This is a genomic window from Klebsiella terrigena (genome assembly GCF_006539725.1).
In the GTDB taxonomy this organism is placed as follows: Bacteria; Pseudomonadota; Gammaproteobacteria; order Enterobacterales; family Enterobacteriaceae; genus Klebsiella; species Klebsiella terrigena.
This window is the reverse complement of record NZ_BJNO01000016.1, coordinates 38,299-60,226: the sequence shown is the minus strand read 5'-3', so window position 1 is coordinate 60,226 and position 21,928 is coordinate 38,299. Positions and strand designations below refer to the sequence as shown.

Annotated in this window: 25 protein-coding genes, 1 tRNA gene and 1 pseudogene; 16 read left to right on the top strand and 11 right to left on the bottom strand. The window is 57.6% G+C overall.

Going from position 1 to position 21,928, the window contains the following annotated elements; translation table 11 throughout:
• Positions 1 to 47: 47 nt before the first annotated feature.
• The 6 genes from RTE01_RS17470 to RTE01_RS17440 form a co-directional block, all read right to left on the bottom strand.
• A complete protein-coding gene (locus RTE01_RS17470; RefSeq protein ID WP_134527729.1) occupies positions 48 to 548 on the bottom strand; it encodes a protein disulfide oxidoreductase in 501 nt (166 codons plus the stop codon).
• Complete coding sequence (locus RTE01_RS17465) at positions 538 to 1,149, bottom strand: DsbA family protein (RefSeq protein WP_041147152.1); 612 nt, start codon at positions 1,147 to 1,149, stop codon at positions 538 to 540. Before RTE01_RS17465 ends, RTE01_RS17470 begins: the two co-directional genes overlap by 11 nt.
• Positions 1,150 to 1,151: 2 nt before the next feature.
• On the bottom strand, positions 1,152 to 3,161 hold the full coding sequence (locus RTE01_RS17460) for a cytochrome c biogenesis protein CcdA (protein WP_134527727.1): 2,010 nt from the start codon (positions 3,159 to 3,161) through the stop codon (positions 1,152 to 1,154).
• Positions 3,162 to 3,209: 48 nt separating this feature from the next.
• Positions 3,210 to 3,569: a copper resistance protein gene (locus tag RTE01_RS17455; protein WP_134527725.1), complete on the bottom strand. Its 360-nt coding sequence runs from the start codon at positions 3,567 to 3,569 to the stop codon at positions 3,210 to 3,212.
• Positions 3,570 to 3,715: 146 nt separating this feature from the next.
• Entirely contained in the window at positions 3,716 to 5,149 is a 1,434-nt protein-coding gene (locus RTE01_RS17445; RefSeq protein WP_041147149.1) for a 6-phospho-beta-glucosidase, read from the bottom strand.
• 120 nt (positions 5,150 to 5,269) lie between these two features.
• Positions 5,270 to 5,998, bottom strand: coding sequence for a MurR/RpiR family transcriptional regulator (locus tag RTE01_RS17440; RefSeq protein WP_045857150.1), 729 nt, complete (start codon positions 5,996 to 5,998; stop codon positions 5,270 to 5,272).
• Positions 5,999 to 6,047: 49 nt separating this feature from the next.
• Here RTE01_RS17440 and yqfB point away from each other — a divergent pair, with 49 nt between their 5' ends.
• Positions 6,048 to 6,359, top strand: coding sequence for a N(4)-acetylcytidine aminohydrolase (gene yqfB / locus RTE01_RS17435; protein ID WP_076948127.1), 312 nt, complete (start codon positions 6,048 to 6,050; stop codon positions 6,357 to 6,359).
• A 159-nt stretch (positions 6,360 to 6,518) separates the two neighbouring features.
• Positions 6,519 to 7,178 carry a PAQR family membrane homeostasis protein TrhA gene (gene trhA, locus RTE01_RS17430; RefSeq protein WP_041147747.1) on the top strand — a complete coding sequence of 220 codons (660 nt, stop codon included), beginning with the start codon at positions 6,519 to 6,521 and terminating at the stop codon, positions 7,176 to 7,178.
• A gap of 107 nt (positions 7,179 to 7,285) precedes the next feature.
• On the opposite strand, the gene ygfZ is transcribed toward trhA, so the two are convergent.
• Complete coding sequence (gene ygfZ, locus RTE01_RS17425; RefSeq protein WP_134527722.1) at positions 7,286 to 8,269, bottom strand: tRNA-modifying protein YgfZ; 984 nt, start codon at positions 8,267 to 8,269, stop codon at positions 7,286 to 7,288.
• Positions 8,270 to 8,637: 368 nt separating this feature from the next.
• Between ygfZ and sdhE the strand changes: the two genes are divergently transcribed.
• Together sdhE and RTE01_RS17415 are read left to right on the top strand one after the other, a co-directional pair.
• Complete coding sequence (sdhE, locus tag RTE01_RS17420; protein ID WP_041147145.1) at positions 8,638 to 8,904, top strand: FAD assembly factor SdhE; 267 nt, start codon at positions 8,638 to 8,640, stop codon at positions 8,902 to 8,904.
• Complete coding sequence (locus tag RTE01_RS17415) at positions 8,885 to 9,295, top strand: protein YgfX (RefSeq protein WP_041147144.1); 411 nt, start codon at positions 8,885 to 8,887, stop codon at positions 9,293 to 9,295. The genes sdhE and RTE01_RS17415 overlap by 20 nt, the downstream gene beginning before the upstream one ends.
• Before the next feature lie 48 nt (positions 9,296 to 9,343).
• Here RTE01_RS17415 and fldB read toward each other — a convergent pair whose 3' ends face one another.
• On the bottom strand, positions 9,344 to 9,865 hold the full coding sequence (gene fldB / locus RTE01_RS17410) for a flavodoxin FldB (RefSeq protein ID WP_041147143.1): 522 nt from the start codon (positions 9,863 to 9,865) through the stop codon (positions 9,344 to 9,346).
• A gap of 158 nt (positions 9,866 to 10,023) precedes the next feature.
• Here fldB and xerD point away from each other — a divergent pair, with 158 nt between their 5' ends.
• The 5 genes from xerD to lysS all read left to right on the top strand — a co-directional run bounded on the left by xerD (position 10,024) and on the right by lysS (position 16,144).
• Positions 10,024 to 10,920 carry a site-specific tyrosine recombinase XerD gene (gene xerD, locus RTE01_RS17405; RefSeq protein WP_041147142.1) on the top strand — a complete coding sequence of 299 codons (897 nt, stop codon included), beginning with the start codon at positions 10,024 to 10,026 and terminating at the stop codon, positions 10,918 to 10,920.
• Positions 10,921 to 10,943: 23 nt separating this feature from the next.
• Positions 10,944 to 11,657 (top strand): bifunctional protein-disulfide isomerase/oxidoreductase DsbC, encoded by a 714-nt coding sequence (gene dsbC / locus RTE01_RS17400; RefSeq protein ID WP_134527718.1) that lies wholly within the window; start codon positions 10,944 to 10,946, stop codon positions 11,655 to 11,657.
• A gap of 5 nt (positions 11,658 to 11,662) precedes the next feature.
• Entirely contained in the window at positions 11,663 to 13,396 is a 1,734-nt protein-coding gene (gene recJ, locus RTE01_RS17395; RefSeq protein ID WP_141335214.1) for a single-stranded-DNA-specific exonuclease RecJ, read from the top strand.
• A gap of 122 nt (positions 13,397 to 13,518) precedes the next feature.
• A protein-coding gene (prfB, locus tag RTE01_RS17390; RefSeq protein WP_115191916.1) for a peptide chain release factor 2 occupies positions 13,519 to 14,617 on the top strand; the annotation gives its coding sequence in 2 pieces (ribosomal slippage) (positions 13,519 to 13,593 and positions 13,595 to 14,617; 1,098 coding nt in all).
• Positions 14,618 to 14,626: 9 nt separating this feature from the next.
• Positions 14,627 to 16,144 (top strand): lysine--tRNA ligase, encoded by a 1,518-nt coding sequence (lysS, locus tag RTE01_RS17385; RefSeq protein WP_041147139.1) that lies wholly within the window; start codon positions 14,627 to 14,629, stop codon positions 16,142 to 16,144.
• A 123-nt stretch (positions 16,145 to 16,267) separates the two neighbouring features.
• Here the strand turns inward: lysS and idi are convergent, their stop codons facing one another.
• Positions 16,268 to 16,813 (bottom strand): isopentenyl-diphosphate Delta-isomerase, encoded by a 546-nt coding sequence (idi, locus tag RTE01_RS17380; RefSeq protein WP_134527715.1) that lies wholly within the window; start codon positions 16,811 to 16,813, stop codon positions 16,268 to 16,270.
• Between the two features lie 269 nt (positions 16,814 to 17,082).
• On the opposite strand from idi, the gene actS reads away from it, so the two are divergent.
• From actS to RTE01_RS17355, 5 genes are all read left to right on the top strand, one after another.
• Positions 17,083 to 17,802, top strand: a complete 720-nt coding sequence (gene actS / locus RTE01_RS17375; protein WP_041147137.1) for an amidase activator ActS — start codon at positions 17,083 to 17,085, stop codon at positions 17,800 to 17,802.
• A gap of 80 nt (positions 17,803 to 17,882) precedes the next feature.
• A tRNA-Gly gene (locus RTE01_RS17370) sits at positions 17,883 to 17,956 on the top strand.
• Between the two features lie 267 nt (positions 17,957 to 18,223).
• Complete coding sequence (locus RTE01_RS17365; RefSeq protein WP_141335212.1) at positions 18,224 to 18,673, top strand: STM2901 family protein; 450 nt, start codon at positions 18,224 to 18,226, stop codon at positions 18,671 to 18,673.
• Positions 18,667 to 18,993: a DUF1493 family protein gene (locus tag RTE01_RS17360; RefSeq protein WP_115191920.1), complete on the top strand. Its 327-nt coding sequence runs from the start codon at positions 18,667 to 18,669 to the stop codon at positions 18,991 to 18,993. Before RTE01_RS17365 ends, RTE01_RS17360 begins: the two co-directional genes overlap by 7 nt.
• A gap of 18 nt (positions 18,994 to 19,011) precedes the next feature.
• Positions 19,012 to 19,497: an Hcp family type VI secretion system effector gene (locus RTE01_RS17355; RefSeq protein ID WP_134527712.1), complete on the top strand. Its 486-nt coding sequence runs from the start codon at positions 19,012 to 19,014 to the stop codon at positions 19,495 to 19,497.
• 98 nt (positions 19,498 to 19,595) lie between these two features.
• On the opposite strand, the gene RTE01_RS17350 is transcribed toward RTE01_RS17355, so the two are convergent.
• Positions 19,596 to 19,928 (bottom strand): NIPSNAP family protein, encoded by a 333-nt coding sequence (locus RTE01_RS17350; RefSeq protein ID WP_123552007.1) that lies wholly within the window; start codon positions 19,926 to 19,928, stop codon positions 19,596 to 19,598.
• 116 nt (positions 19,929 to 20,044) lie between these two features.
• Between RTE01_RS17350 and RTE01_RS17345 the strand changes: the two are divergent.
• Positions 20,045 to 20,530: pseudogene (locus RTE01_RS17345) on the top strand (AraC family transcriptional regulator); the annotation flags it as partial.
• 107 nt (positions 20,531 to 20,637) lie between these two features.
• Here the strand turns inward: RTE01_RS17345 and RTE01_RS17340 are convergent.
• Complete coding sequence (locus RTE01_RS17340; protein WP_134527709.1) at positions 20,638 to 21,036, bottom strand: VOC family protein; 399 nt, start codon at positions 21,034 to 21,036, stop codon at positions 20,638 to 20,640.
• Between the two features lie 14 nt (positions 21,037 to 21,050).
• On the opposite strand from RTE01_RS17340, the gene RTE01_RS17335 reads away from it, so the two are divergent.
• Positions 21,051 to 21,851, top strand: a complete 801-nt coding sequence (locus RTE01_RS17335; RefSeq protein ID WP_255313541.1) for a helix-turn-helix transcriptional regulator — start codon at positions 21,051 to 21,053, stop codon at positions 21,849 to 21,851.
• Positions 21,852 to 21,928 lie beyond the last annotated feature (77 nt).

The window sequence follows — 21,928 nt, the reverse complement described above, 5'->3', positions numbered from 1 at the left end:
CCGGCCGGTGCGAAACCCCGGGCGGCGTCCTGCCCGGGCTCACGGAGCTATGACGCCAGCCACAGCCGCAGACGCATCCCCCAGCCGCTGGTCCAGCCGGTGGTCACGGATTTCACCTCGCCGCGGGAAATCACCACCAGGGTGGGCGTCACCTGCACGTCCCACTGGCCTGAAAGCCGGCCGTCGGGATCGTTAACCGTCGGCAGCGCTATTTTTTTGCGCGCCAGCCACTTCTCCAGCGCCGGGTCATCACCGGAGCGCAGCGCCACCGTCATCACGTTGCCGCCATCGGCAGCCAGCGCGGCGACGGACGGCGTGGTGTAGCGACAGATGCCGCACCACGTGGCCCAGACGTAGAGCAGCAGCGGGCGCTCCTCGCTCATGGCGCGCAGATCGACCGTCCGGCCGTCAAGGGTCTGCAGCGGCGTGCTGGTAAAACTCTGCGGCAGCGCGGGTCGGCGCAGATAATCCATTCCGCCGATAGTCGCCGCCGCGAGCAGCAGCAGAATCATCAGTTCGCGCAGCCAGCGGCGCAGTTTACTGCGCATGGGATTGTGCCAGCTGCTCTTTCACCAGCCCCTCCAGGTCGGCATACGAAATGGCCCCCGCCACCATCTGGTCGCCGACGATGGTCGCCGGGGTCCCCTGAACGTTCAGCACCTGGGACAAAATCAGGTTCATCTTCAACGAATCCATCGTCTTATCATCCACCTGTACGCCATCGGTAGCGGTCTTCTGCCGGGCGGCGAGAATGCTGGCATCATCGTGATACCCCTTTTTCGCCATCAGCCGCTGGTGCAGCGCCCAGAATTTGTCCGGCTGCTGACGCCAGGTTGAGAGCGCGGCTTTGGCGGCGTTGACCGAGCTTTGTCCCTTAAACGGCAGCAGCTTGACGATCAGCAGGACGTCGGGATTATCGTGGACGATTTTTTCCAGCAGCGGGTCGAACTGCTTGCAGTAGGGGCAGTTGTAGTCGGTAAACGACACGATGGTCAGACGCGGCGCTTTGGCCCCGATGCGCGGGCTATTGGGATCGTTAAACAGCAGGTTCGCCAGCTGAGCGTCGGAGGATGATTCAGCCTGCGGCGCCGGAGCGGCGGAGGCGAAAGCTGAGATGCACAGCAGCAGGAGGGCGGTAATCGTTCTCATCATTATTGTCCTTTGGCGGCGGAGAGCGCGGCGAGCAGCGCGTCACGATTTAACAGCGCGGGGAGTATCTGGCCCTGGGCTAAATCCGGTCCGTAAATTTGGTTGAAGGGGACCGCGGCGCTGCCGCGAGCGTTCAGAAAGCGGCTGATGGTTTCCGACGGCCGGCTCCAGTCACCGCGCAGCGCCACCACGTCGGGCGCAGAGAGCGCGTCCTGCACATCATCCCGCAGCAGCACGTTGTATTTATTCGCTTTACAGGTCACGCACCAGTCGGCGGTCACGTCGATAAAGACCCGCTTATGGTCAGCCAGGGCGGCGGTAATGGCCTGCTCGCTGAGCGGCTGCCACTTCACCCGGTCACGCCGGGACCCTTGACCGTCCTGCGGGAAAACGAGGGCGACCGCCGCCGCGACGGCCACGGCCAGCGCGCCGGCACGCAGCGCCGTAAGCCAGCGGTAGCGCCAGGCCGTCGCTATTAGTAGTACGACCGCTAAAATCACCATCAGCGCGAGCACCGGCGTGCGGCCTGTGTGCACCGTCAGCAGGCTCATCAGCCACAGCGACGAGCCGAGCATCATCAGCCCGAGCGCGACCCGCACGGCGTTCATCCAGCGGCCGGGACGCGGCAGACGCAGGGCCAGCCCGGGCCAGGCGGCAACCAGCAGCCACGGCAGACTCATGCCTAATCCCATGGTGAAGAAGATGCCCCACAGCAGAGGCAGCGGCGCGACCAGCGCCACCGAAACCGCGGTACCGAGAAAAGGCGCGGTGCACGGGGTTGCCAGCAGCGTGGCCAGCGCGCCCTGGGAGAAATGCCCCATCAGGCCGTTGCCGCCGCGGGTGGCGAGGAAGGTGCTGGCGCGGGAGGAGAGGCGGATCTCCAGCAGCCCCAGCAGGCTGGCGCTGAACAGCACCATCACCAGCGCCATGACGCCGATAAACCACGGATTCTGGAACTGGATCCCCCAGCCTAAGGCCTGATTACCGAGGCGCAGCAGCGTCATCATCAGCGCCAGGGCGAGGAAAGAGGTGACGATGCCGCTAACCGACGCGAGGAACTGCCGCCGCACCGCGCCGCGCTGGTGAACGTCGGTTTGCACCAGCGAGCCGAGCTTCATCGCCAGCACCGGCAGAACGCAGGGCATGACGTTGAGGATCAGCCCGCCGGCCAGCGCCATCAGCAGCGCCCATCCCCACGACGTAGCGGGAGTCGGGGAGGCAGCGCCGATGATGAGCGCGCTCTCCTGCGCCTGGCCGCCGTCGGCCAGCACCAGAGAGAGGCGCTTATTGCGCAGGTCCGGTGCCGCCTCGCCCCAGCCGTCGGTCACCGGCAGCGTGGCGGTAAGGGTGTCGCCCTTGATGGTAAAGGTGGGTTTAGCGAAATCGACGTCATCCATGCTATCGATAAACAGGGAGGGCTGCTGCCAGCCGGCCTCACGAACGGCGGTCACCGTGAGCCTGCCGCTGCTGTAGCCGGCGGAGAGGTGCGTCGTCAGCCCGTCGGGCAGCGGCAGCGTGCCCATTGCGCGGGCGTAATCGTAGCCAAAGTCGCTCCCCGCAGGGGCGGTCATATCCAGCGAGAAGGGATAGTCGGTCAGAATGCAGACGTTGCTGCAGGTGGAAAGCGTCAGCACGCCGCTCAGCGTCGCGGGTAGCGGGCCGCGGATCGCCATCGGGAAGCTGACGTTGCCGTCATAGCCCTGGGTCGAAATACCGGCGACGTCAAAACGCTGCGGTACCGGCCAGCGCCAGCTCACCTCCAGCGGCTGATGCCAGGCGATGGCGGGCGCGATCCCACCTTCGCCCGGCGAGCGCCAGTAGGTTTTCCAGCCCTTTTCCAGAGCCACGTCCAGCAGCAGGCTGGTGTCGCCGCTGCCTTCGTTTTGCGCGCGCAGCCTGACGCTGGCGTGCTGATTATCGGCGGCGCGTAGCCAGCCGCTGTCGGCGGCCTGGCTTGCGGGCAGCCATAGCCAAAGCAGGCAGACCAGCAGTCGCCTGAATACCATAAGCATAAATTTTCTCCGTAAATGATTGATTAACCTGAACTGTCAGGAAAATTCTCATTCACGGAAGACGCAGAGTCGCAGATGCACCCGTAGCCGGGGAGGGGAGATAACGCGGGGAGGCCACAGCCGCTCGATGCGCGGCGGCACCGCCGCCAGCACCGTCAGCAGAAGCGCGAAAACAAACAGCGCCCCTTCAAACAGCACCGGCGGTGAGGCCAGCAGCGACTTTGCGCTCAGCTCGCAGGGGGTGACCGGCGCTTCGGCGCTGTCCGAACCCTGCTGGGCTGACTGCGTGACGGCGGCGGCGTTCATGACCAGCGCGTGCAGCCCCGCCATACGCTGCGCGGTGCATACCAGCACCACCAGACAGGCAAGGACTACAAGAAGAATGGCTTTTCGCTGTCGCTTAATCATGATCGCCTCAAATATTCACGTGGCCTATCTTAGCGGGCGAACGCGTTTTGGCAATGCGAAAGCTGTAAAGAAGTGTCCGCAACAGGTGTCCGTGAGGGGCATGACTCCTCTCCCGGCAGGGGGAGAGGAGGAGGCAGAGCAAGAAATCAGAGGTTTTCGCCGTTGCTGGCAATCACTTCTTTATACCAGTCGAAGCTCTTTTTACGCGAACGGGACATATCGCCGGTGCCGTCATCGTGCTTGTTGACGTAGATAAAGCCGTAGCGCTTGCTGTACTGGCCGGTGGTGAAGGAGACGCAATCGATGCAGCCCCACGGGGTGTAGCCCATCAGCTCGACGCCATCGTAAGTGACCGCTTTGATCATCTCTTCAACGTGGGCGCGTAGGTAGTCGATGCGGTAGTCGTCATTGATGCTGCCGTCTTCTTCTACTTTGTCATAGGCGCCAAAGCCGTTTTCTACGATGAACAGCGGTTTCTGATAGCGTTCGTACAGCTCGCACAGCGCGTAGCGCAGGCCCACCGGGTCAATCTGCCAGCCCCAGTCGGAGGCTTTAACGTGCGGGTTCGGTACGCTGCCTTCAAAGCCGGAAATGGCATCGCCGCTGCCGCCTTCGGCCTTCACGGCGTTGGTCATGTAGTAGCTGAAGCCGAGGTAGTCGCAGGTGCCTTCACGCAGGATCTGCTCGTCACCCTCTTCCATCCTGATGTTGAAGCCGCGTCGCTCCCACTCGTTCAGCACGTAGGTCGGGTAGTAGCCGCGCAGCTGCACGTCGGTGAAGACGTAGCGTTCACGCATCGACTCCTGAGCAAACATTACGTCTTCAGGCTTGCAGGAGAACGGATAGAGGGCAACCATCGCCAGCATGCAGCCAACCTGCATCTCGGGGTTGATGCGGCGCGCCGCCTTCACCGCCAGCGCGCTGGCCACGAACTGGTGGTGCAGCACCTGGTACATGGTCTCTTCCGGATTTTCATGCTCGGTATAGACCACGCCGGAGCAGCAGTAGCCAAACAGCGGCGCGCGCCAGTTACGCTGGTTGTTGATCTCGTTAAAGGTCATCCAGTATTTCACTTTGTGCTTATAGCGCTCGAAGACCACTTCGGCAAAGCGCACGAAGAAATCGACAACTTTACGGTTAGTCCAGCCGCCGTACTGCTGCACGAGGTGCAGAGGCATTTCAAAGTGGGAGAGGGTGATAACCGGTTCGATGTTGTACTTCAGCAGCTCATCAAACATGTCGTCGTAGAACTTCAGCCCCTCTTCGTTCGGCTGAGCTTCGTCGCCGAGCGGGAAGATGCGGGTCCAGGCGATGGAGGTACGGAAGCATTTGAAGCCCATCTCGGCGAACAGCTTGATGTCCTCTTTGTAGCGGCCGTGAAAATCGATGGCTTCGTGGTTCGGGTAATATTTACCTGGCTCAACCTGGTGGGTTATCTCGCGCGGTACGCCGTGCGCGCCGCCGGTCAGCACGTCGCAAATGCTCGGGCCTTTGCCGCCTTTATTCCAGCCGCCTTCCACCTGGTGCGCCGCTACCGCGCCGCCCCATAAAAAATCTTGCGGTAAGGATATTTTTTTCATGGTTGCTAATCTCGTTTGATGATCCGTTGTTTTCGAGTCTAGCAAAGGGCATATAAATGTCACGATATAACAATTTCCCGCTGCTGGAATATGTTACATCGAAAAAACAGGGTGTTATTTTCAGGCTATTTTGCGGGCTAATTTACGCCCGAGGCTTTCAAGAATATAAATGACCGGGATTTGCGTCGTAATATCGTAGACGCCGCCGATGCGCGTTTGCGGTATGTGCCAGGAGAGGTTGAAATCAGCCAGCTTCGCCAGCCGCGAGTGTTCGTGGCTGGTTATCGACATCACCTTGCAGCGATGGAGGCTGAACTGACCGGCAAAGCGCAGGATCTCTTCGGTTTCACCGGAAACGGAGAGGACGATCGCCAGCGCGTTGCGGGCCATATCGTTCGTCACCGGGAAATAGGGATCGTCGATGTGATTACTGAATTTCCCGACGTTCGAGAAGAAGCGTGCGCCATATTTCGCCAGCGCGCCGGAGGTTCCGGCACCGACGAAAATAATACGCTCCGAGGCGAGGATAATATCCACCGCGCGCTCGAGTAAATCATCAAATTCATCGTTATTGACGCTTTTAAAAAAGCTCATTATTTCGCTGGCGCCGATATTTGCCTGTTGAGGCTGGTTTTGCTCGAGATATAATTTAAAGCGGACGCGAAACTCTGAGTATCCCTCACACTGCAGCTTGCGGCAGAAGCGCAGCACGGTGGTGGTGGAAACGCCGGCGGCTTCCGACAGCTCGCGGATGGTCATATACATCACTTTGTCACGATTCTTAATGACGTAGTGGTAGACCATCATCTCAAGATTGTTGAGACTGGCAATAGCGGCGTGGGAGAACATACTCACGGTAATAACTCACAATTCAGAATGACCAGGACGGAATGATATCATGCAGCCGAATGACATAACCTTTTTTCAGCGCTTTCAGGACGACATCCTCAGCGGCCGCAAAACGATCACCATCCGCAATGCCGCGGAGTCGCATTTCAAGGTCGGCGACGTGCTGCGCGTCGGGCGTTATGAAGATGACGGCTATTTTTGCACGATTAGCGTGGTCGCGACCTCCACGGTAACCCTCGCCACGCTGAGCGAACGGCACGCGCAGCAGGAAAATATGACCCTTGCGCAGCTGCGGCAGGTCATCACGGAGATCTACCCGGACGAAGAGCAGTTTTATGTCATTGAATTCAAACTGCTTTGAAAATAGTGAACGACTGTTAGGTGAAATTTAACTGTAACGTTATGATTTTAAACTGCTTACAAATATTCATCGTTTTATTTTAGCTAACAGGTGTTCACTGGAATCATTCTCAGTTACCCTAGGTAGGCGTTGAAAGATTTCACGTTTTTGGAGTCAAATATGGTTCGCAAACCATTAATCACACAGGGATATTCTCTGGCAGAGGAAATTGCCAACAGCATCAGTCACGGGATTGGGCTGGTGTTTGGTATCGTCGGCCTGGTGCTGCTGCTGGTGCAGGCGGTGGACGCTAACGCCGGCGCCATGGCGATTACCAGCTACAGCCTCTACGGCGGCAGCATGATCCTGCTGTTCCTCGCCTCTACGCTCTATCACGCCGTTCCGCATCAGCGGGCTAAGCTATGGCTGAAAAAATTCGACCACTGCGCCATCTATCTGCTGATTGCGGGTACCTATACCCCTTTTCTGCTGGTGGGGCTCAACTCGCCGCTCTCGCGCGGCCTGATGATCGTTATCTGGAGCCTGGCGCTGCTGGGGATCTTGTTTAAGCTGACCATCGCGCACCGCTTTAAAGTTCTGTCGTTGGTGACCTATCTGACGATGGGCTGGCTGTCGCTCATCGTGGTCTATCAGCTGGCGATTAAGCTGGCGGCTGGCGGGGTAACGCTGCTGGCGATCGGGGGGATTGTCTATTCGCTGGGGGTTATCTTCTACGTCTGCAAGCGGATACCGTACAACCACGCTATCTGGCACGGCTTTGTGCTCGGCGGCAGCGTGTGTCACTTCCTGGCGATCTATCTGTACGTTGCGCAGGTTTAAATAACCGGCGTGCGGCGATGGCCTGTCGCGCGGGTTACGTGGCGCGGATAGCAGCGTCAGCGCCGCCTGAGGGCAGAGCGCTGGCGCCATTATCCGCACGCGGAGAGCTACTCTTCTTCCAGCGAGTACGGCAGCGGGGTGATGCTTAACGTGCCGGCATCATCGCGAACGCGGAACACGCTGTCCGCTTCCATGTCGTTGTTCATCACCACCTGTACCAGCAGATGACCATCATCTAACTGTACGGCGGCCAGCACGGTGCCGGTACGGCGCCAGTTCTCGCCCATCTGCAGCTCAAGATCTTCCCCGGCCTGCGGAACGCGGCTGGCTTTCCCGGTCAGAGACCACAGCGCCCGCTTGTTGGCTCCGCGGAATTTTGCCCGTGCGACCATCTCCTGCCCGGTATAGCAGCCCTTTTTAAAGCTGATGCCGCCCAGCGCCTGCAGGTTAGTGGCCTGCGGCAGAAACTGCGCGCTGTTGGCACTATCAATGACCGGTAAGCCGGCTTCAATATTCAGCGCCAGCCACTGCTGGCTGTTATTCAGCTGGGCATCGCTGCGCAGGGCTTCGGTCACCCGGGCGGCGGTTTCAGCGTCGGTGACCAGCAGGAAGCGCTCTGCCGGATGTTCAAACCACAGCAGGCTGGTCGCGCCGTCGGTCACCACCTGCTTGTCGGCATTTGGCAGCTCGCTGAACAGCGGTGCCAGCGCAGCGCGGGCCTGGAAGCCGGCGACGCCCAGCAGGACGAGTTCATCGTCCGCGGCGATGGTCACCTTAGAGAACACCGCGTATTTTTTCAGTTCGGTCAGCTGCGCGTCGCGCAGGCTGCGGCGCTCAATCCACGCGAAGCCGTCGTCGCGGCGAAACACGCGCAGGTTGCTCCACATTTTACCCTTGGCGTCACAGTGCGCGGCCAGCAGGTGGCGATCGTCAGTCAGCGCGCTGACGTCAGCGGTGACCTGTCCCTGCAGATATTTCTCCGCATCCTGACCGGTGATTGTCGCCAGCGCCCAGTCGTCGAGGGTCATCAGCGTTAACGGCAGCCGCGCGGAAGAAGAGGGCTGACGTGGAGGAAAAGGTGTAAAAGCCATAGTCATGTCCTGAATAGCTTAACGCAGAGTGAATGACTAATGGTAAAAGAGCTATGGTGCAATGCAAGCGCTTTCGGCAGGCCATTTGTGCCCTAAGGGCGCAAGTGGGCGAACGAAGGAAAAGGATAAAGCCATAATAAATTTGTGGTTTTTATGGAATGCTGCTCGCGCTTCTCGATAATGCTGTAAAGTAAGTGCTAAAAACGGGTTAAACTAACCTATAGCCTAAATAATTCGAGTTGCAGGAAAGCGGCAAGTGAGCGAGTCCCCAGGAGCTTACTCGGGTAAGTGGCTGGGGGAACGAACGCGGCTAACGCACGTGCAACTTGAAGTATGACGGGTATATACCTTTACGCTGGAAGGATAACATGGACATTACTAATAAAGCCCGCATCCACTGGGCATGCCGCCGGGGTATGCGTGAACTCGATATCTCCATCATGCCGTTTTTCGAGTATGAGTACGATACGCTCAGCGATGAAGACAAGCTGCTGTTCATCCGGTTGTTAGAAAACGACGACCCGGATCTGTTCAACTGGTTGATGAATCACGGCGAACCCTCCGATGCCCAGCTGCAGCGGATGGTAAAATTAATCCAGACTCGGAATCGGGAACGTGGTCCTGTGGCAATCTGATTTACGCATTTCCTGGCGTTCGCAGTGGTTCTCGCTGTTGCTCCACGGCATCGTGGCGGCCATCGTCCTGCTGATGCCCTGGCCGCTCAGCTACACCCCGCTATGGCTACTGCTGCTCTCTCTGGTGGTGTTTGACAGCGTACGCAGCCAGCGGCGGATCCACGCCTGTCAGGGAGAAATAAAGCTGATGACCGATTCCCGACTGCGCTGGCAAAAAGCGGAGTGGGAAATAGTCGGCATGCCGTGGGTCATTAACAGCGGGATGCTGCTGCGTCTGCGCCATCCGCAAACGCGTCGCAGCCAGCACCTGTGGGTGGCGGCTGATAGCATGGATGCGAAGGAGTGGCGCGATTTGCGCCGGCTGGTGCTGAACAAACCGGCGCAGGACTAGCAGGGCTAAGAGCCTGGAGCGTCAGGCTCTTGCTTAAGCTCAGGCGACTCAGGCGAACTGTTCGGCCATTTCCCCAAGGATTTGCTCGCACCAGCTCTGGATACGATCGTCGCTCAGGTCATACTGGTTTGTTTCATCGAGCGCGAGGCCAACGAACAGTTGGCCATCGGCGACGATCGGCTTCTGGCTGGTGAACTCGTAGCCTTCGGTCGGCCAGTAGCCGATAAACTTCACGCCCCGGGTTGCCAGCCTGTCGTGCAGCATGCCCAGCGCGTCGAGGAACCACTCGCCGTAGCCCAGCTGATCGCCCATGCCGTACAGCGCCACTATCTTATCCTGCAGATCCAGCGTCTCGAGCTGCGGCCAGATAGCCTCCCAGTCTTCCTGAATCTCGCCGAAATCCCAGGTGGGGATGCCGAGGATCAGCACGTCGTAGCCGGTCATCAGCTCAGGGGAGTCATCTTTCAGATTGTGCAAGGTCACTAATTCAGGACCGATAATATCGCGGATTTTCTCCGCAGCCATTTCGGTGTAGCAGGTACTGGAACCGTAAAAAAGGCCTATGTTCATGACGTAAACATCTCAATTCATGCTGTGACTTTGCGGCTAGTCTACCAGAAAGGTGATGATACCCGTCATACTTCAGGCAGCCCGCCGCCGCCGTTTTTGTCCAGTCGTGCGGCTTATTTGGGTATACTGGGGACGATTTAACGAGCAAAGAGGCCGATGTGGAACAGGATCTGGCACAAATCGAGCAGTTTCTTGATGCCCTGTGGCTGGAGCGCAACCTGGCGGAAAATACGCTGAGCGCCTACCGCCGGGACCTGACGATGGTCGTGGAGTGGCTGCACCATCGCGGGCTGACGCTTGGCAGCGTCAGCGGGGAGGATCTCCAGTCCCTGCTGGCCGAAAGGCAAACCGGCGGCTACAAGGCCACCAGCACCGCGCGGCTGCTGAGCGCGGTGCGCCGTTTTTTCCAGCATCTGTATCGGGAAAAAATCCGCACCGACGATCCCAGCGCGCTGCTGGCGTCGCCAAAGCTGCCGCAGCGCCTGCCGAAAGATCTCAGCGAAGCGCAGGTGGACCGCCTGCTGCAGGCGCCGCTGGTGGAGCAGCCTCTGGAGCTGCGCGACAAGGCGATGCTGGAGGTGCTGTATGCCACCGGCCTGCGCGTCTCGGAGCTGGTGGGCCTGACGATGAGCGATATCAGCCTGCGTCAGGGCGTGCTGCGCGTGGTGGGTAAAGGCAACAAAGAGCGGCTGGTGCCGCTCGGCGAAGAGGCGGTGCTGTGGGTGGAGAACTACCTTGAGTACGGCCGCCCGTGGCTGCTGAACGGCGTCGCCTCCGACGTGCTCTTTCCCAGCCAGCGCGCGCAGCAGATGACCCGGCAGACGTTCTGGTATCGAATTAAGCACTACGCGGTGCTGGCGGGGATCGATAGCGCCAAGCTCTCCCCGCACGTTTTACGCCACGCGTTTGCGACGCATCTACTAAATCATGGCGCCGACCTGCGCGTGGTACAGATGCTGTTAGGACATAGCGATCTCTCGACGACGCAGATATACACCCACGTGGCGACCGAGCGTCTGCGACAACTTCATCAACAGCACCACCCGCGGGCGTGAGTGCTGAATAAAAAGGATTGAGTATGAAAAAAGGTTTACTGATGTTCACCCTGCTGGCGGCAACGCTCTCCGGCGCGGCGCACGCCGATAGCGCGACGATTAAGCAGTCGCTGGCCAAGCTGGGCGTGCAGAGCACCGACATTCAGCCTTCGCCGGTTAGCGGTATGAGCACCGTACTGACCGACGGCGGCGTGCTGTACGTGACCGACGACGGTAAGCACATTATTCAGGGGCCGATGTACGACGTCAGCGGCGCCCAGCCGGTTAACGTCACTAACTCGCTGTTGGTGGGTAAGCTGAACGCGCTGGAAAAAGAGATGATCGTCTACAAGGCGCCGCAGGAAAAGCACGTCATCACCGTCTTTACCGACATCACCTGCGGCTACTGCCACAAGCTGCATGAGGAGATGAGCGACTACAACGCCCTCGGCATCACCGTGCGTTACCTGGCCTTCCCGCGCCAGGGGCTGCAGAGCCAGACCGAGCAGGATATGCAGGCCATCTGGTGCGCCAAAGATCGCAACAAAGCGCTGGATGACGCGATGGGCGGCAAAGGTGTACAGCCGGCCAGCTGCAAGGTTGATATCAGCAAGCACTACACGCTCGGCGTGCAGTTCGGCGTCAACGGCACGCCGGCAATGGTATTGAGCAACGGCTACGTGCTGCCGGGCTATCAGGGACCGAAAGAGCTGAAAGCCTTCCTCGATGAGCATCAAAAACAAACCAGCGGTAAATAACTCGCGTGAAACAACAGACACAACTGCGCCGCCGTGAGGCGGTCGATGGCGCGGAGCTTCCCGCCGACCTTTCGCCGCTGCTGCAGCGGCTCTACGCGAGCCGCGGCGTACGCAGCGCGCAGGAGCTGGAGCGCGGCGTCAAGGGCATGCTGCCGTGGGCGCAGCTCAACGGCATCGACAAAGCCGTGGAGATGCTCTACGACGCCTTCCAGCAGGATTTGCATATTGTAATCGTCGGTGATTTTGACGCCGATGGTGCCACCAGCACTGCCCTGAGCGTGCTGGCGCTGCGCGCGCTGGGCTACGGCAACGTCTCCTATCTGGTACCGAACCGCTTTGAAGATGGCTACGGCCTGAGCCCGGAAGTGGTCGATCAGGCCCACGCCCGCGGCGCGCAGATGATCATGACCGTCGATAACGGCATCTCCTCGCATAGCGGCGTCGATCGCGCACACGATCTGGGGATCCCGGTAGTCGTCACCGATCACCACCTGCCGGGCGATACGCTGCCGGCGGCGGAGGCTATCGTCAACCCGAACCTGCGCGACTGCGCCTTCCCGTCAAAATCGCTGGCCGGAGTCGGGGTGGCGTTTTACCTGATGCTGGCGCTGCGCACCTTCCTGCGCGATAAAAACTGGTTTGAAACGCGCGGGATTGCCGCGCCTAACCTCGCTGAGCTGCTGGACCTGGTGGCGCTGGGAACGGTGGCCGACGTGGTGCCGCTGGATGCCAATAACCGCATCCTCACCTGGCAGGGGCTGAGCCGCATTCGGGCGGGCAAGTGCCGCCCGGGAATTAAAGCGCTGCTGGAGATTGCCAACCGCGACCCGCAGAAGCTGGCGGCCAGCGATCTCGGCTTTGCCCTTGGCCCGCGGCTGAACGCGGCGGGAAGGCTGGACGATATGTCGGTCGGCGTGGCGCTGCTGCTGTGCGATAACGCCGGCGAAGCGCGGGTGCTGGCCAACGAGCTGGATGCCCTGAACCAGACGCGCAAAGAGATAGAGCAGGGGATGCAGGTGGAAGCGCTCACCCTGTGCCAGCAGCTTGAACGCAGCAGCGAAGCGCTGCCGGGCGGGCTGGCAATGTATCACCCGCAGTGGCATCAGGGCGTGGTCGGCATTCTGGCCTCGCGAATTAAAGAGCGCTTTCACCGTCCGGTTATCGCCTTCGCGCCGACGGGTGACGGGCTGTTAAAAGGCTCCGGCCGCTCTATTCAGGGGCTGCACATGCGCGATGCGCTGGAGCGTCTCGACACGCTCAACCCGGGGCTGATCCTCAAGTTTGGCGGCCACGCGATGGCGGCAGGACTGTCGCTGGAGGAGGCCCGCTTCGAGGAGTTCCAGCAGCGCTTCGGCGAGCTGGTGACCGAGTGGCTGGATCCCGCGCTGCTGCAGGGGGAAGTGGTTTCCGACGGTCCGCTGGACGCCGGGGAGATGAGCATGGAGGTAGCGCAGATGCTGCGCGATGCCGGGCCGTGGGGGCAGATGTTCCCAGAGCCGCTGTTCGACGGCCGCTTCCGCCTGCTGCAGCAGCGTCTGGTGGGCGAGCGGCACCTCAAGGTGATGGTCGAGCCGGTTGGCGGCGGCCCGCTGCTGGACGGGATCGCCTTTAACGTCGATACCTCGATTTGGCCGGATAACGGCGTGCGCGAAGTGACCCTCGCCTATAAGCTCGATATCAACGAGTTTCGCGGCAACCGCAGCCTGCAGCTTATCATTGACCATCTTTGGCCGGTGTGACGAAAAAACCGACAACAAAGAGGCCGCCTGAGGGCTGAAGTGGCTATAAAAGAGAGCGGGGATCCGGTACAATTCCGCTCTTATCACCGCATTTTGACCAATCCATTAAAAGAAAATCGATCATGTTTGAAATAAATCCGGTAAAAAACCGTATTCAGGACCTCACGGAGCGCTCCGACGTTCTCAGGGGGTATCTTTGACTATGATGCCAAGAAAGAGCGTCTGGAAGAAGTAAACGCCGAGCTGGAACAGCCGGACGTGTGGAACGAGCCCGAGCGCGCACAGGCGCTGGGCAAAGAGCGTTCTTCACTGGAAGCCATCGTTGACACCCTCGATCAGATGTCCCAGGGTCTGGAAGACGTTTCCGGCCTGCTGGAGCTGGCCGTTGAAGCCGAAGACGAAGAGACCTTCAACGAAGCCGTCGCCGAGCTGGATGTGCTCGACGAGAAGCTGGCTCAGCTTGAATTCCGCCGCATGTTCTCCGGTGAGTACGACAGCGCCGATTGCTACCTCGATATTCAGGCCGGCTCCGGCGGCACCGAAGCGCAGGACTGGGCCAGCATGCTGACGCGCATGTATCTGCGCTGGGCCGAAGCGCGCGGCTTTAAGACCGAAATTATCGAAGAGTCTGAAGGTGAAGTGGCGGGCATCAAGTCCGTGACCATCAAGATTATCGGCGATTACGCCTACGGCTGGCTGCGTACCGAAACCGGCGTCCATCGCCTGGTGCGTAAGAGCCCGTTCGACTCCGGCGGCCGTCGTCATACCTCCTTCAGCTCCGCGTTCGTTTACCCGGAAGTCGATGACGATATCGACATCGAGATCAACCCGGCGGACCTGCGTATTGACGTTTACCGTGCCTCCGGCGCGGGCGGTCAGCACGTTAACCGTACCGAATCCGCGGTGCGTATTACCCACATTCCAAGCGGGTTAGTGACGCAGTGCCAGAACGACCGTTCGCAGCACAAAAACAAAGACCAGGCCATGAAGCAGATGAAAGCCAAGCTTTATGAACTGGAGATGCAGAAGAAAAATGCCGAGAAACAGGCGATGGAAGATACCAAATCAGACATCGGCTGGGGCAGCCAGATCCGTTCTTACGTGCTGGATGATTCCCGCATTAAAGATCTGCGCACCGGGGTGGAAACCCGCAACACTCAGGCGGTGCTTGATGGCAGCCTGGATCAATTTATCGAAGCAAGTCTGAAAGCAGGGTTATGAGGAACCAACATGTCTGAACAACAAGCACAGGGCGCTGACGCGGCAATTGACCTTAATAATGAACTGAAAAGCCGTCGTGAAAAGCTGGCTGCGCTGCGCGAGCAGGGTATCCCGTTCCCGAACGATTTCCGTCGTGACCATACCTCTGACCAACTGCACGCTGACTTCGATGCGAAAGAAAACGAAGAGCTGGAAGCGCTGAACGTTGAAGTCTCCGTGGCTGGCCGCATGATGACCCGTCGTATCATGGGTAAAGCCTCATTCGTCACCCTGCAGGACGTCGGCGGCCGCATCCAGCTGTACGTTGCGCGTGACGATCTGCCGGAAGGCGTCTACAACGAGCAGTTCAAGAAGTGGGACCTCGGCGATATCCTCGCGGCGCGCGGCAAGCTGTTCAAAACCAAAACCGGCGAGCTCTCTATTCACTGCACCGAGCTGCGTCTGCTGACCAAAGCCCTGCGCCCGCTGCCGGACAAATTCCACGGCCTGCAGGATCAGGAAGCGCGCTATCGCCAGCGTTACCTGGATCTGATCTCCAACGATGAATCCCGCAACACCTTTAAAGTGCGCTCGCAGATCCTGGCCGGCATTCGCCAGTTCATGGTCGGTCGCGGCTTTATGGAAGTTGAAACCCCGATGATGCAGGTGATCCCAGGCGGTGCGTCAGCCCGTCCGTTCATCACCCATCACAACGCGCTGGATCTGGACATGTACCTGCGTATCGCGCCGGAACTGTACCTCAAGCGTCTGGTTGTCGGCGGCTTCGAGCGCGTGTTCGAGATCAACCGTAACTTCCGTAACGAAGGCATCTCCGTACGCCACAACCCAGAGTTCACCATGATGGAACTCTATATGGCGTATGCGGACTATAAGGACCTGATCGAGCTGACTGAATCCCTGTTCCGCACCCTGGCGCAGGATATTCTCGGCAACACCGCGGTGCCTTATGGCGATCAGACCTTTGACTTCGGCAAGCCGTTTGAAAAGCTGACCATGCGTGAGGCTATCAAGAAATACCGTCCGGAAACCGAGATGGCGGATCTTGATAACTTCGACTCTGCGAAAGCGATTGCTGCCGCCGTCGGCGTCAAGGTTGAGAAGAGCTGGGGTCTGGGCCGCGTTGTGACCGAGATCTTTGAAGAAGTGGCGGAAGCGCACCTGATTCAGCCGACCTTCATCACCGAGTACCCGGCTGAGGTTTCTCCGCTGGCGCGTCGTAACGATGACAACCCGGAAATCACCGATCGCTTTGAGTTCTTTATCGGCGGACGTGAAATCGGTAACGGTTTCAGCGAGCTGAACGATGCTGAAGACCAGGCGCAGCGTTTCCTTGACCAGGTGAACGCTAAGGCCGCCGGCGACGACGAAGCGATGTTCTACGACGAAGACTACGTGACCGCGCTGGAGCACGGCCTGCCGCCGACCGCTGGCCTGGGCATTGGTATCGACCGTATGGTGATGCTGTTTACCAACAGCCACACCATCCGCGACGTGATCCTGTTCCCGGCGATGCGCCCGGTTAAATAAGACCGACTGCGACCACCGCGAACGACAAAACCCCGGCCTGCGTGCCGGGGTTTTTTTATGGGTGCTGCCGAGAGCCTCTGCAATGGCCGCTCGAGGAGGCGCTTACGTACGGTAGGGCGGCCGTCAGCGCAGCGACGCGGCGTAGTCTTGCAGCGCCGCACCCGCATCCGTGGCCTCCAGCACCATCCACGGGCTAAAGGCCCACGGCGTTATTGCCAGCGCGTTGAGCAGGTCCTGCAGCGGGCACCATTGATAGTCCATGACCTCATCGCTATTCGGCCGCAGCGGGCCGATGACGCGCGCTGCGTATACCGGGCAGACTTCGTTTTCGACGATGCCGTTGGGGGCCACGGCCCGGTAGCGGAACTGCGGCGCGACCGGCGCGATAGCGGTGATTTCGGCGCCGAGCTCAAAGCGGCTGCGCCGCGTGACGGCCTGCTCGAAGGTTTCGCCCTCCTGAGGGTGTCCGCAGACCGAATTCGTCCAGACTCCCGGCCAGGCTTTCTTCTCCAGCGAGCGCCGGGTGACCAGCAGCTGGCCCCGTGCGTCAAACAGCCAGCAGGAAAACGCGAGGTGCAGTGGGGTATTGAAGGTGTGGGCGGCATACTTTTCCAGCATGCCGGCAGGCTTATCCTGCTCGTCCAGCAAAATGACGTGTTCCCCGGTCATAACGACTCCTGAAAATAATAAATGACCCGGTACAAACCCGCCGGGCCATGTACTCAGGCCGTTAGGGTAGACCATTCGCGGACGAAAGGCATTACCAAAACAAGCCCAGGAGCCTGGCGGACAGCGGCAGGGCGCGATATTGGCGGCTGTCAGCGGGGTGTTTAATCCTTAAGGATAAGAGGCGTATCGATTGGGGATCCGGCTATGGGCTGGTATGATATTCGTCCATTCTGACGAGGTGAAAGTTTGTGTTGAGTGCAGGACGCCTGATGAGAAAACGCTTTTATATCACGATGATGTTGGTTAGCAGCCTGGTGATTGCCGGATGCTCCAGTTCATCTGATTCTGGTTCCGCCTATACCGTTAAACGCGGTGATACGCTGTACCGTATTTCCCGCACCACCGGCACCAGCGTCAAAGATCTGGCCCGGCTGAATAATCTTTCGCCGCCCTACACCATCGAAGTGGGACAGCGTCTGAAGCTGAACAGCGCCTCGGGGACGAGCGGCGGAAAGAGCGCGAAGAAAAGCAGCGCGACCCGCACCGCAGCGGCTAAGCCGCCGGCCGCTCTGCCGCAGGTGTCGTGGCCGCCGGTGGGGCAGCGCTGCTGGCGCTGGCCGGCCAGCGGTAAGGTGATACTGCCTTATTCCTCAAACGATGGCGGCAATAAGGGCATTGATATCGCCGGTACGCGCGGCCAACCGGTGTATGCGGCCGGAGCAGGGAAGGTGGTGTACGTCGGCAGCCAGCTGCGCGGCTACGGTAATCTGATCATGATTAAGCACAGCGATGATTACATCAGCGCCTACGCGCACAACGATAAAATGATGGTCAATAACGGCCAGAGCGTGAAGATAGGCCAGCAGATCGCCACGATGGGCAGCACCGATGCTGACTCCGTGCGCCTGCACTTCCAGATACGCTACCGGGCCACGGCCATCGATCCGCAGCGCTATTTACCGCCGCAGGGCAGTAAGCCTAAGTGCTAACGGGTTATTTTATCAGCAGTTAGCATGGTTCAGTCTTGTCAGACGGTGCGTAAGGTCTATAATGACCCTCGCACCTCTTTGCGGGCGTAGTTCAATGGTAGAACGAGAGCTTCCCAAGCTCTATACGAGGGTTCGATTCCCTTCGCCCGCTCCAGATTTCCCCCTTTGTAGCAAAACCTCAATAAAACTCATTTTTCTTTCAACAAGTTACCTTAGATAAGTTGTCGCGATCGTTCTACCAATGAACGACGAAGTACCAACACAAGAAAATCGCTACGCCCCGCTTGTCGCTGTATCACCAATGAGGCTTTATGGCTTCTATTGCCTAAAAATCAGAAGTTTCGTGGAAGAAATCTTCCCCCTCTCTGATTGCGTAGGAGTACGATAAATAAGCAAACCAATAGAAAGTATAGGGTTACTGATGGATACAGTGGAAGAGCTTAACGGAACGTACTTCTACAAAGGGATCGATAACATTTCAGCGGGTGAATTGTTCTTTTGGCTCTTTCTGGACAAGACAAACGAGCAGTTTGGAGGGGTTACAGACCTTCTGGCATTGAGTTGCATCATACTGGGGTTACCACTGTTAAAGACAAGGGGCAAACCTTATGGGGCGACTCAAGGAACCTCTATAGCCTCTAAATACTTACGCCAGTATCTTAACGTTGAATTACCGATCAGACTTCCCACATTGACAGAAGCCAGCATAGCAACGCTTAAACCAAAGTACGTAAGTAATTTAGGAGCTTTCGTAGGTCGTGGCTTTCCTGTAATCGGTTGGGTGATTCTTGCAAGTGATGTTAGTCAGATCGTTTATAAAACTGTTCGAGACTATAACACCATTGCTCATGAGAAAGATCGCATATGGTAACGGATCAGGAAGTATTAGAGTTTTTCCGTAATGAGCTGCCTGTGTTGGGTACTTTCTCAGGAAAACTAATACCGTTGGAACTGGACGACGTATTGCAAGATTATGCTGATGATGATGATTTAATTTGCTGTATTGATAAATACGATGAGGTATTTCATGTTGATGTATCAGTAATGAATTACGAAAAATATTATCCGTGGTTTCATACGTGGTTCTTTAGAAAATGGTTCACTGATAAACCAGTAAAACAAATATCAAAACCTCTTACTGTAAGAATGTTTGCAGAATCGGCTAAAGCCGGGAAATGGTTGTACGACTAATTACAAGGAGCTTAATAAATGGCTGTACCTGTTCACCTAATTTTAAAAGATGATGGCGGATCGCAGATTATGGGATCTTGTGATGTTCACGGAAGGGATGGAAGTATAGAGCTACGCAGCTTGCAACATGGCGTGGTTATTCCTACAGATCCTCTTACTGGTAAAATTACTGGTTCCCGTCAACACTGCTCTTTTAATTTCACCAAAGAGATCGATAGTTCATCACCTTACCTGTTTAAAGCCGTTGCAACAGGCCAGACGCTTAAAAGTGCTGAATTTCAGTTCTACAGAATAAACTACAATGGACAGGAGGAAATTTACTACACGATCGCTTTGGAAAATGTGAAAGTGGTTAGCCATAGCCCGCTGATGCACGACACCCGCGACGTAACAGGTACAGGACACATGGAAGATGTTTCTCTGAGTTATGAGAAAATCACTCATCTCTATAAAGACGGTAATATTCTTCACTCTGACGCGTGGAACGAGAAGAAACAAGCCTAACCACGCGTGTACTTAATCGACAATGGCGAATAAACGAGCGGATGTCCGCGGCGGCTCAAAATTTGGCGACGCTCAAAATGTCTGGCGAAGACGATAACCTACGATTGTACCCGCAGCCCGTCTACGCTTTCCGGCGGCAGGTTTATCACTGTTTTCAAGCTGGTTTCAATGTTGTGAATGATCTCTTCGCGTGGGCCGTTGCGCCAGTCAGCGCTGGCGTAAAAAGAATCGAGAACCGTAGCCATGCTTTCAGGATTATCAAAGGCGCGCATCAGGTAGTAGCAATCCGGGTCATGTAGCGAGTTGCCAAATGACACGACATCGATCCCGTGTCGTTGGTGTAGGGGAACGCTGATGTCCTGCATGATGGCGTGAAAAGTGGCTCCGGTGCCTTTGCGTAGGATGTACTGCAGTATCTCGACGGTTTTCAAAGCGTTATCTCCGTTTCGCCTCTGAGCGGCTCCTGGCTAATAGCAATAAAGTAAACCGGACCGGGCCACGAAGCTACTACTAATCAGACCGTCATTCCGAACCCTATAAAGCCAGGAGACAAACGATGCAAGGCCAGGTCAAGATCGTCAATTTTCCCGCGTCATCAGTCGCCATGCTGACTCATTATGGACAGCCGGAGCTCATAAACGAAACTGCGGCCCGCTTTATTGAGTGGCGAAAAACCACGGGCTATTCTCCCGTTGCCAGCAGCCAGACGTACGGTCTTGCTCCGGACGATCCGGCTACAACGCCGTCGGATGAATTTGCGTTCCATATTTGCGGAACGGTAACCTCACCGATTGCCGAAGACAATCGCTTCGGGGTGGTTAATAGCGACATCCCCGCGGGTCGATGCGCGGTGCTGCGCCATCAGGGATCGCACGATGCGTTAACCGGGCTGGCGCAGGCCCTGTATCGCGATTGGCTGCCCGGCAGCGGAGAAGAGCTGCGCGATTTCCCGCTTTTCTTTCACTACCACAACTTTGTCCATGAGGTGGCGGAACATGAATTGCTCACGGATATCTATTTGCCGCTGAAATAAACTGATTCGGCCGGCCCTGTTCGTCGTCGCCTCAGGCGTGAGACTTTCCCGAGCAGCTCTCCCATCTTTCTTTTGACGGGAGAGCTTCTTATCGGTTTACCTTCCTCTTATCCCCGATTAAAGCGCGTTTTCGCCGCCTCCGTTACCGGAGTATAAAGTGAGATCAACGTGCCTTCAGGATCGCGAAACTGCGCCGTCCTGTTTCCCCAGGGTAAATCTTTCGGGGGATGAACCACTTCGATGTGCTCTTTTAAGCGATTAAATTCGGCATCGACATCTTCTACCCTGAACTCCAAAATTACCGAGCGATTAAGTGCGGGCTGGGCGCTGCCCTCTTTAAACAGCGCTACCGTCTCAACGCTACCTATGGCGATAACGGCGACCGGCGTGACGATTTCGGCAAAAACCGGGGCTAACCAGTCAGCCTTGCTGCGGGTAACTAATTCATAAAACTGCACAACGTCTTTGATGTTTTGCGCAATCAGGCGGACAGAGACAAATTTCATAGCGATGCTCCATTATGGCGGCGAATAGCGCGGCCTCTGAAAAATATCTTTACTCAGGTATGCTGACAGCGTGGTGGCAACAGGATGAAAAAATGCGGCGTGCAGACAGGTTGTTCCAGATTCTCCAGATACTCAGGCGTTCGACGCTTCCAGTCACCGCGGCGAAACTGGCCGAAGAGCTTGAAGTCTCAAAGCGAACCATTTATCGGGATATGGCGGATCTCGCCGGACAAAGGGTGCCGGTAGAGGGGGAGGCGGGGGCGGGCTATATTTTAAGTTCAGACTACAACATGCCTCTTTTGATGTTTACGGCCGAGGAGCTGGAAGCCATCTTTCTTGGCGCGGAACTGGTGCGGCGCTTACCGGATGCGACGCTGGCGAATAATGCCAGCGACGTGCTGGCAAAAATCGCCTCGGTAGTTCCCGCGCGGCTGCTCGGTTGTTTATCTTATTCGGCAGTAGGGATAAAGCCGGATGAGTCTGACAGGTTCAAACCCGATACGCGGAATATACGTATCGCCATTCGGGAAGGAAAAAAGCTGTTGCTGGATTACTGCTCCAGCTCCGGTGACATCACTCAAAGAATCGTTTGGCCGGTGGTGTTGGGCTATGACCAGAACTGCTGTCTCCTCATTAGCTGGTGCGAGCTACGCGGCGGCTTTCGTCACTTCCGGGCTGAGCGCATACGCCAGGCGACGATATTGAATGAAGATATTGGCTCCAGCAGGAGTGAACTCAGGAACCGTTGGGAACGCTGGCGGGATAATGAGATGAGACAGTTCAATGCAGAGAATGTTCGAGGGAAGGGAGGTTAACTCGCCGCCTGAAAAAATCAGGCCGACCTCCATTCGCTAATATCTCTCATCATGCCCGATAGGCCCGGGCGACGGCT

Coding starts and splice junctions, on each gene's coding strand:
- RTE01_RS17470 (WP_134527729.1), bottom strand. CDS start 548: ATGCGCAGTAAACTGCGCCGCTGGCTGCGCGAACTGATGATTCTGCTG.
- RTE01_RS17465 (WP_041147152.1), bottom strand. CDS start 1,149: ATGAGAACGATTACCGCCCTCCTGCTGCTGTGCATCTCAGCTTTCGCC.
- RTE01_RS17460 (WP_134527727.1), bottom strand. CDS start 3,161: ATGCTTATGGTATTCAGGCGACTGCTGGTCTGCCTGCTTTGGCTATGG.
- RTE01_RS17455 (WP_134527725.1), bottom strand. CDS start 3,569: ATGATTAAGCGACAGCGAAAAGCCATTCTTCTTGTAGTCCTTGCCTGT.
- RTE01_RS17445 (WP_041147149.1), bottom strand. CDS start 5,149: ATGAAAAAAATATCCTTACCGCAAGATTTTTTATGGGGCGGCGCGGTA.
- RTE01_RS17440 (WP_045857150.1), bottom strand. CDS start 5,998: ATGTTCTCCCACGCCGCTATTGCCAGTCTCAACAATCTTGAGATGATG.
- yqfB (WP_076948127.1), top strand. CDS start 6,048: ATGCAGCCGAATGACATAACCTTTTTTCAGCGCTTTCAGGACGACATC.
- trhA (WP_041147747.1), top strand. CDS start 6,519: ATGGTTCGCAAACCATTAATCACACAGGGATATTCTCTGGCAGAGGAA.
- ygfZ (WP_134527722.1), bottom strand. CDS start 8,269: ATGGCTTTTACACCTTTTCCTCCACGTCAGCCCTCTTCTTCCGCGCGG.
- sdhE (WP_041147145.1), top strand. CDS start 8,638: ATGGACATTACTAATAAAGCCCGCATCCACTGGGCATGCCGCCGGGGT.
- fldB (WP_041147143.1), bottom strand. CDS start 9,865: ATGAACATAGGCCTTTTTTACGGTTCCAGTACCTGCTACACCGAAATG.
- dsbC (WP_134527718.1), top strand. CDS start 10,944: ATGAAAAAAGGTTTACTGATGTTCACCCTGCTGGCGGCAACGCTCTCC.
- lysS (WP_041147139.1), top strand. CDS start 14,627: ATGTCTGAACAACAAGCACAGGGCGCTGACGCGGCAATTGACCTTAAT.
- idi (WP_134527715.1), bottom strand. CDS start 16,813: ATGACCGGGGAACACGTCATTTTGCTGGACGAGCAGGATAAGCCTGCC.
- actS (WP_041147137.1), top strand. CDS start 17,083: ATGAGAAAACGCTTTTATATCACGATGATGTTGGTTAGCAGCCTGGTG.
- RTE01_RS17365 (WP_141335212.1), top strand. CDS start 18,224: ATGGATACAGTGGAAGAGCTTAACGGAACGTACTTCTACAAAGGGATC.
- RTE01_RS17360 (WP_115191920.1), top strand. CDS start 18,667: ATGGTAACGGATCAGGAAGTATTAGAGTTTTTCCGTAATGAGCTGCCT.
- RTE01_RS17355 (WP_134527712.1), top strand. CDS start 19,012: ATGGCTGTACCTGTTCACCTAATTTTAAAAGATGATGGCGGATCGCAG.
- RTE01_RS17340 (WP_134527709.1), bottom strand. CDS start 21,036: ATGAAATTTGTCTCTGTCCGCCTGATTGCGCAAAACATCAAAGACGTT.
- RTE01_RS17335 (WP_255313541.1), top strand. CDS start 21,051: ATGGCGGCGAATAGCGCGGCCTCTGAAAAATATCTTTACTCAGGTATG.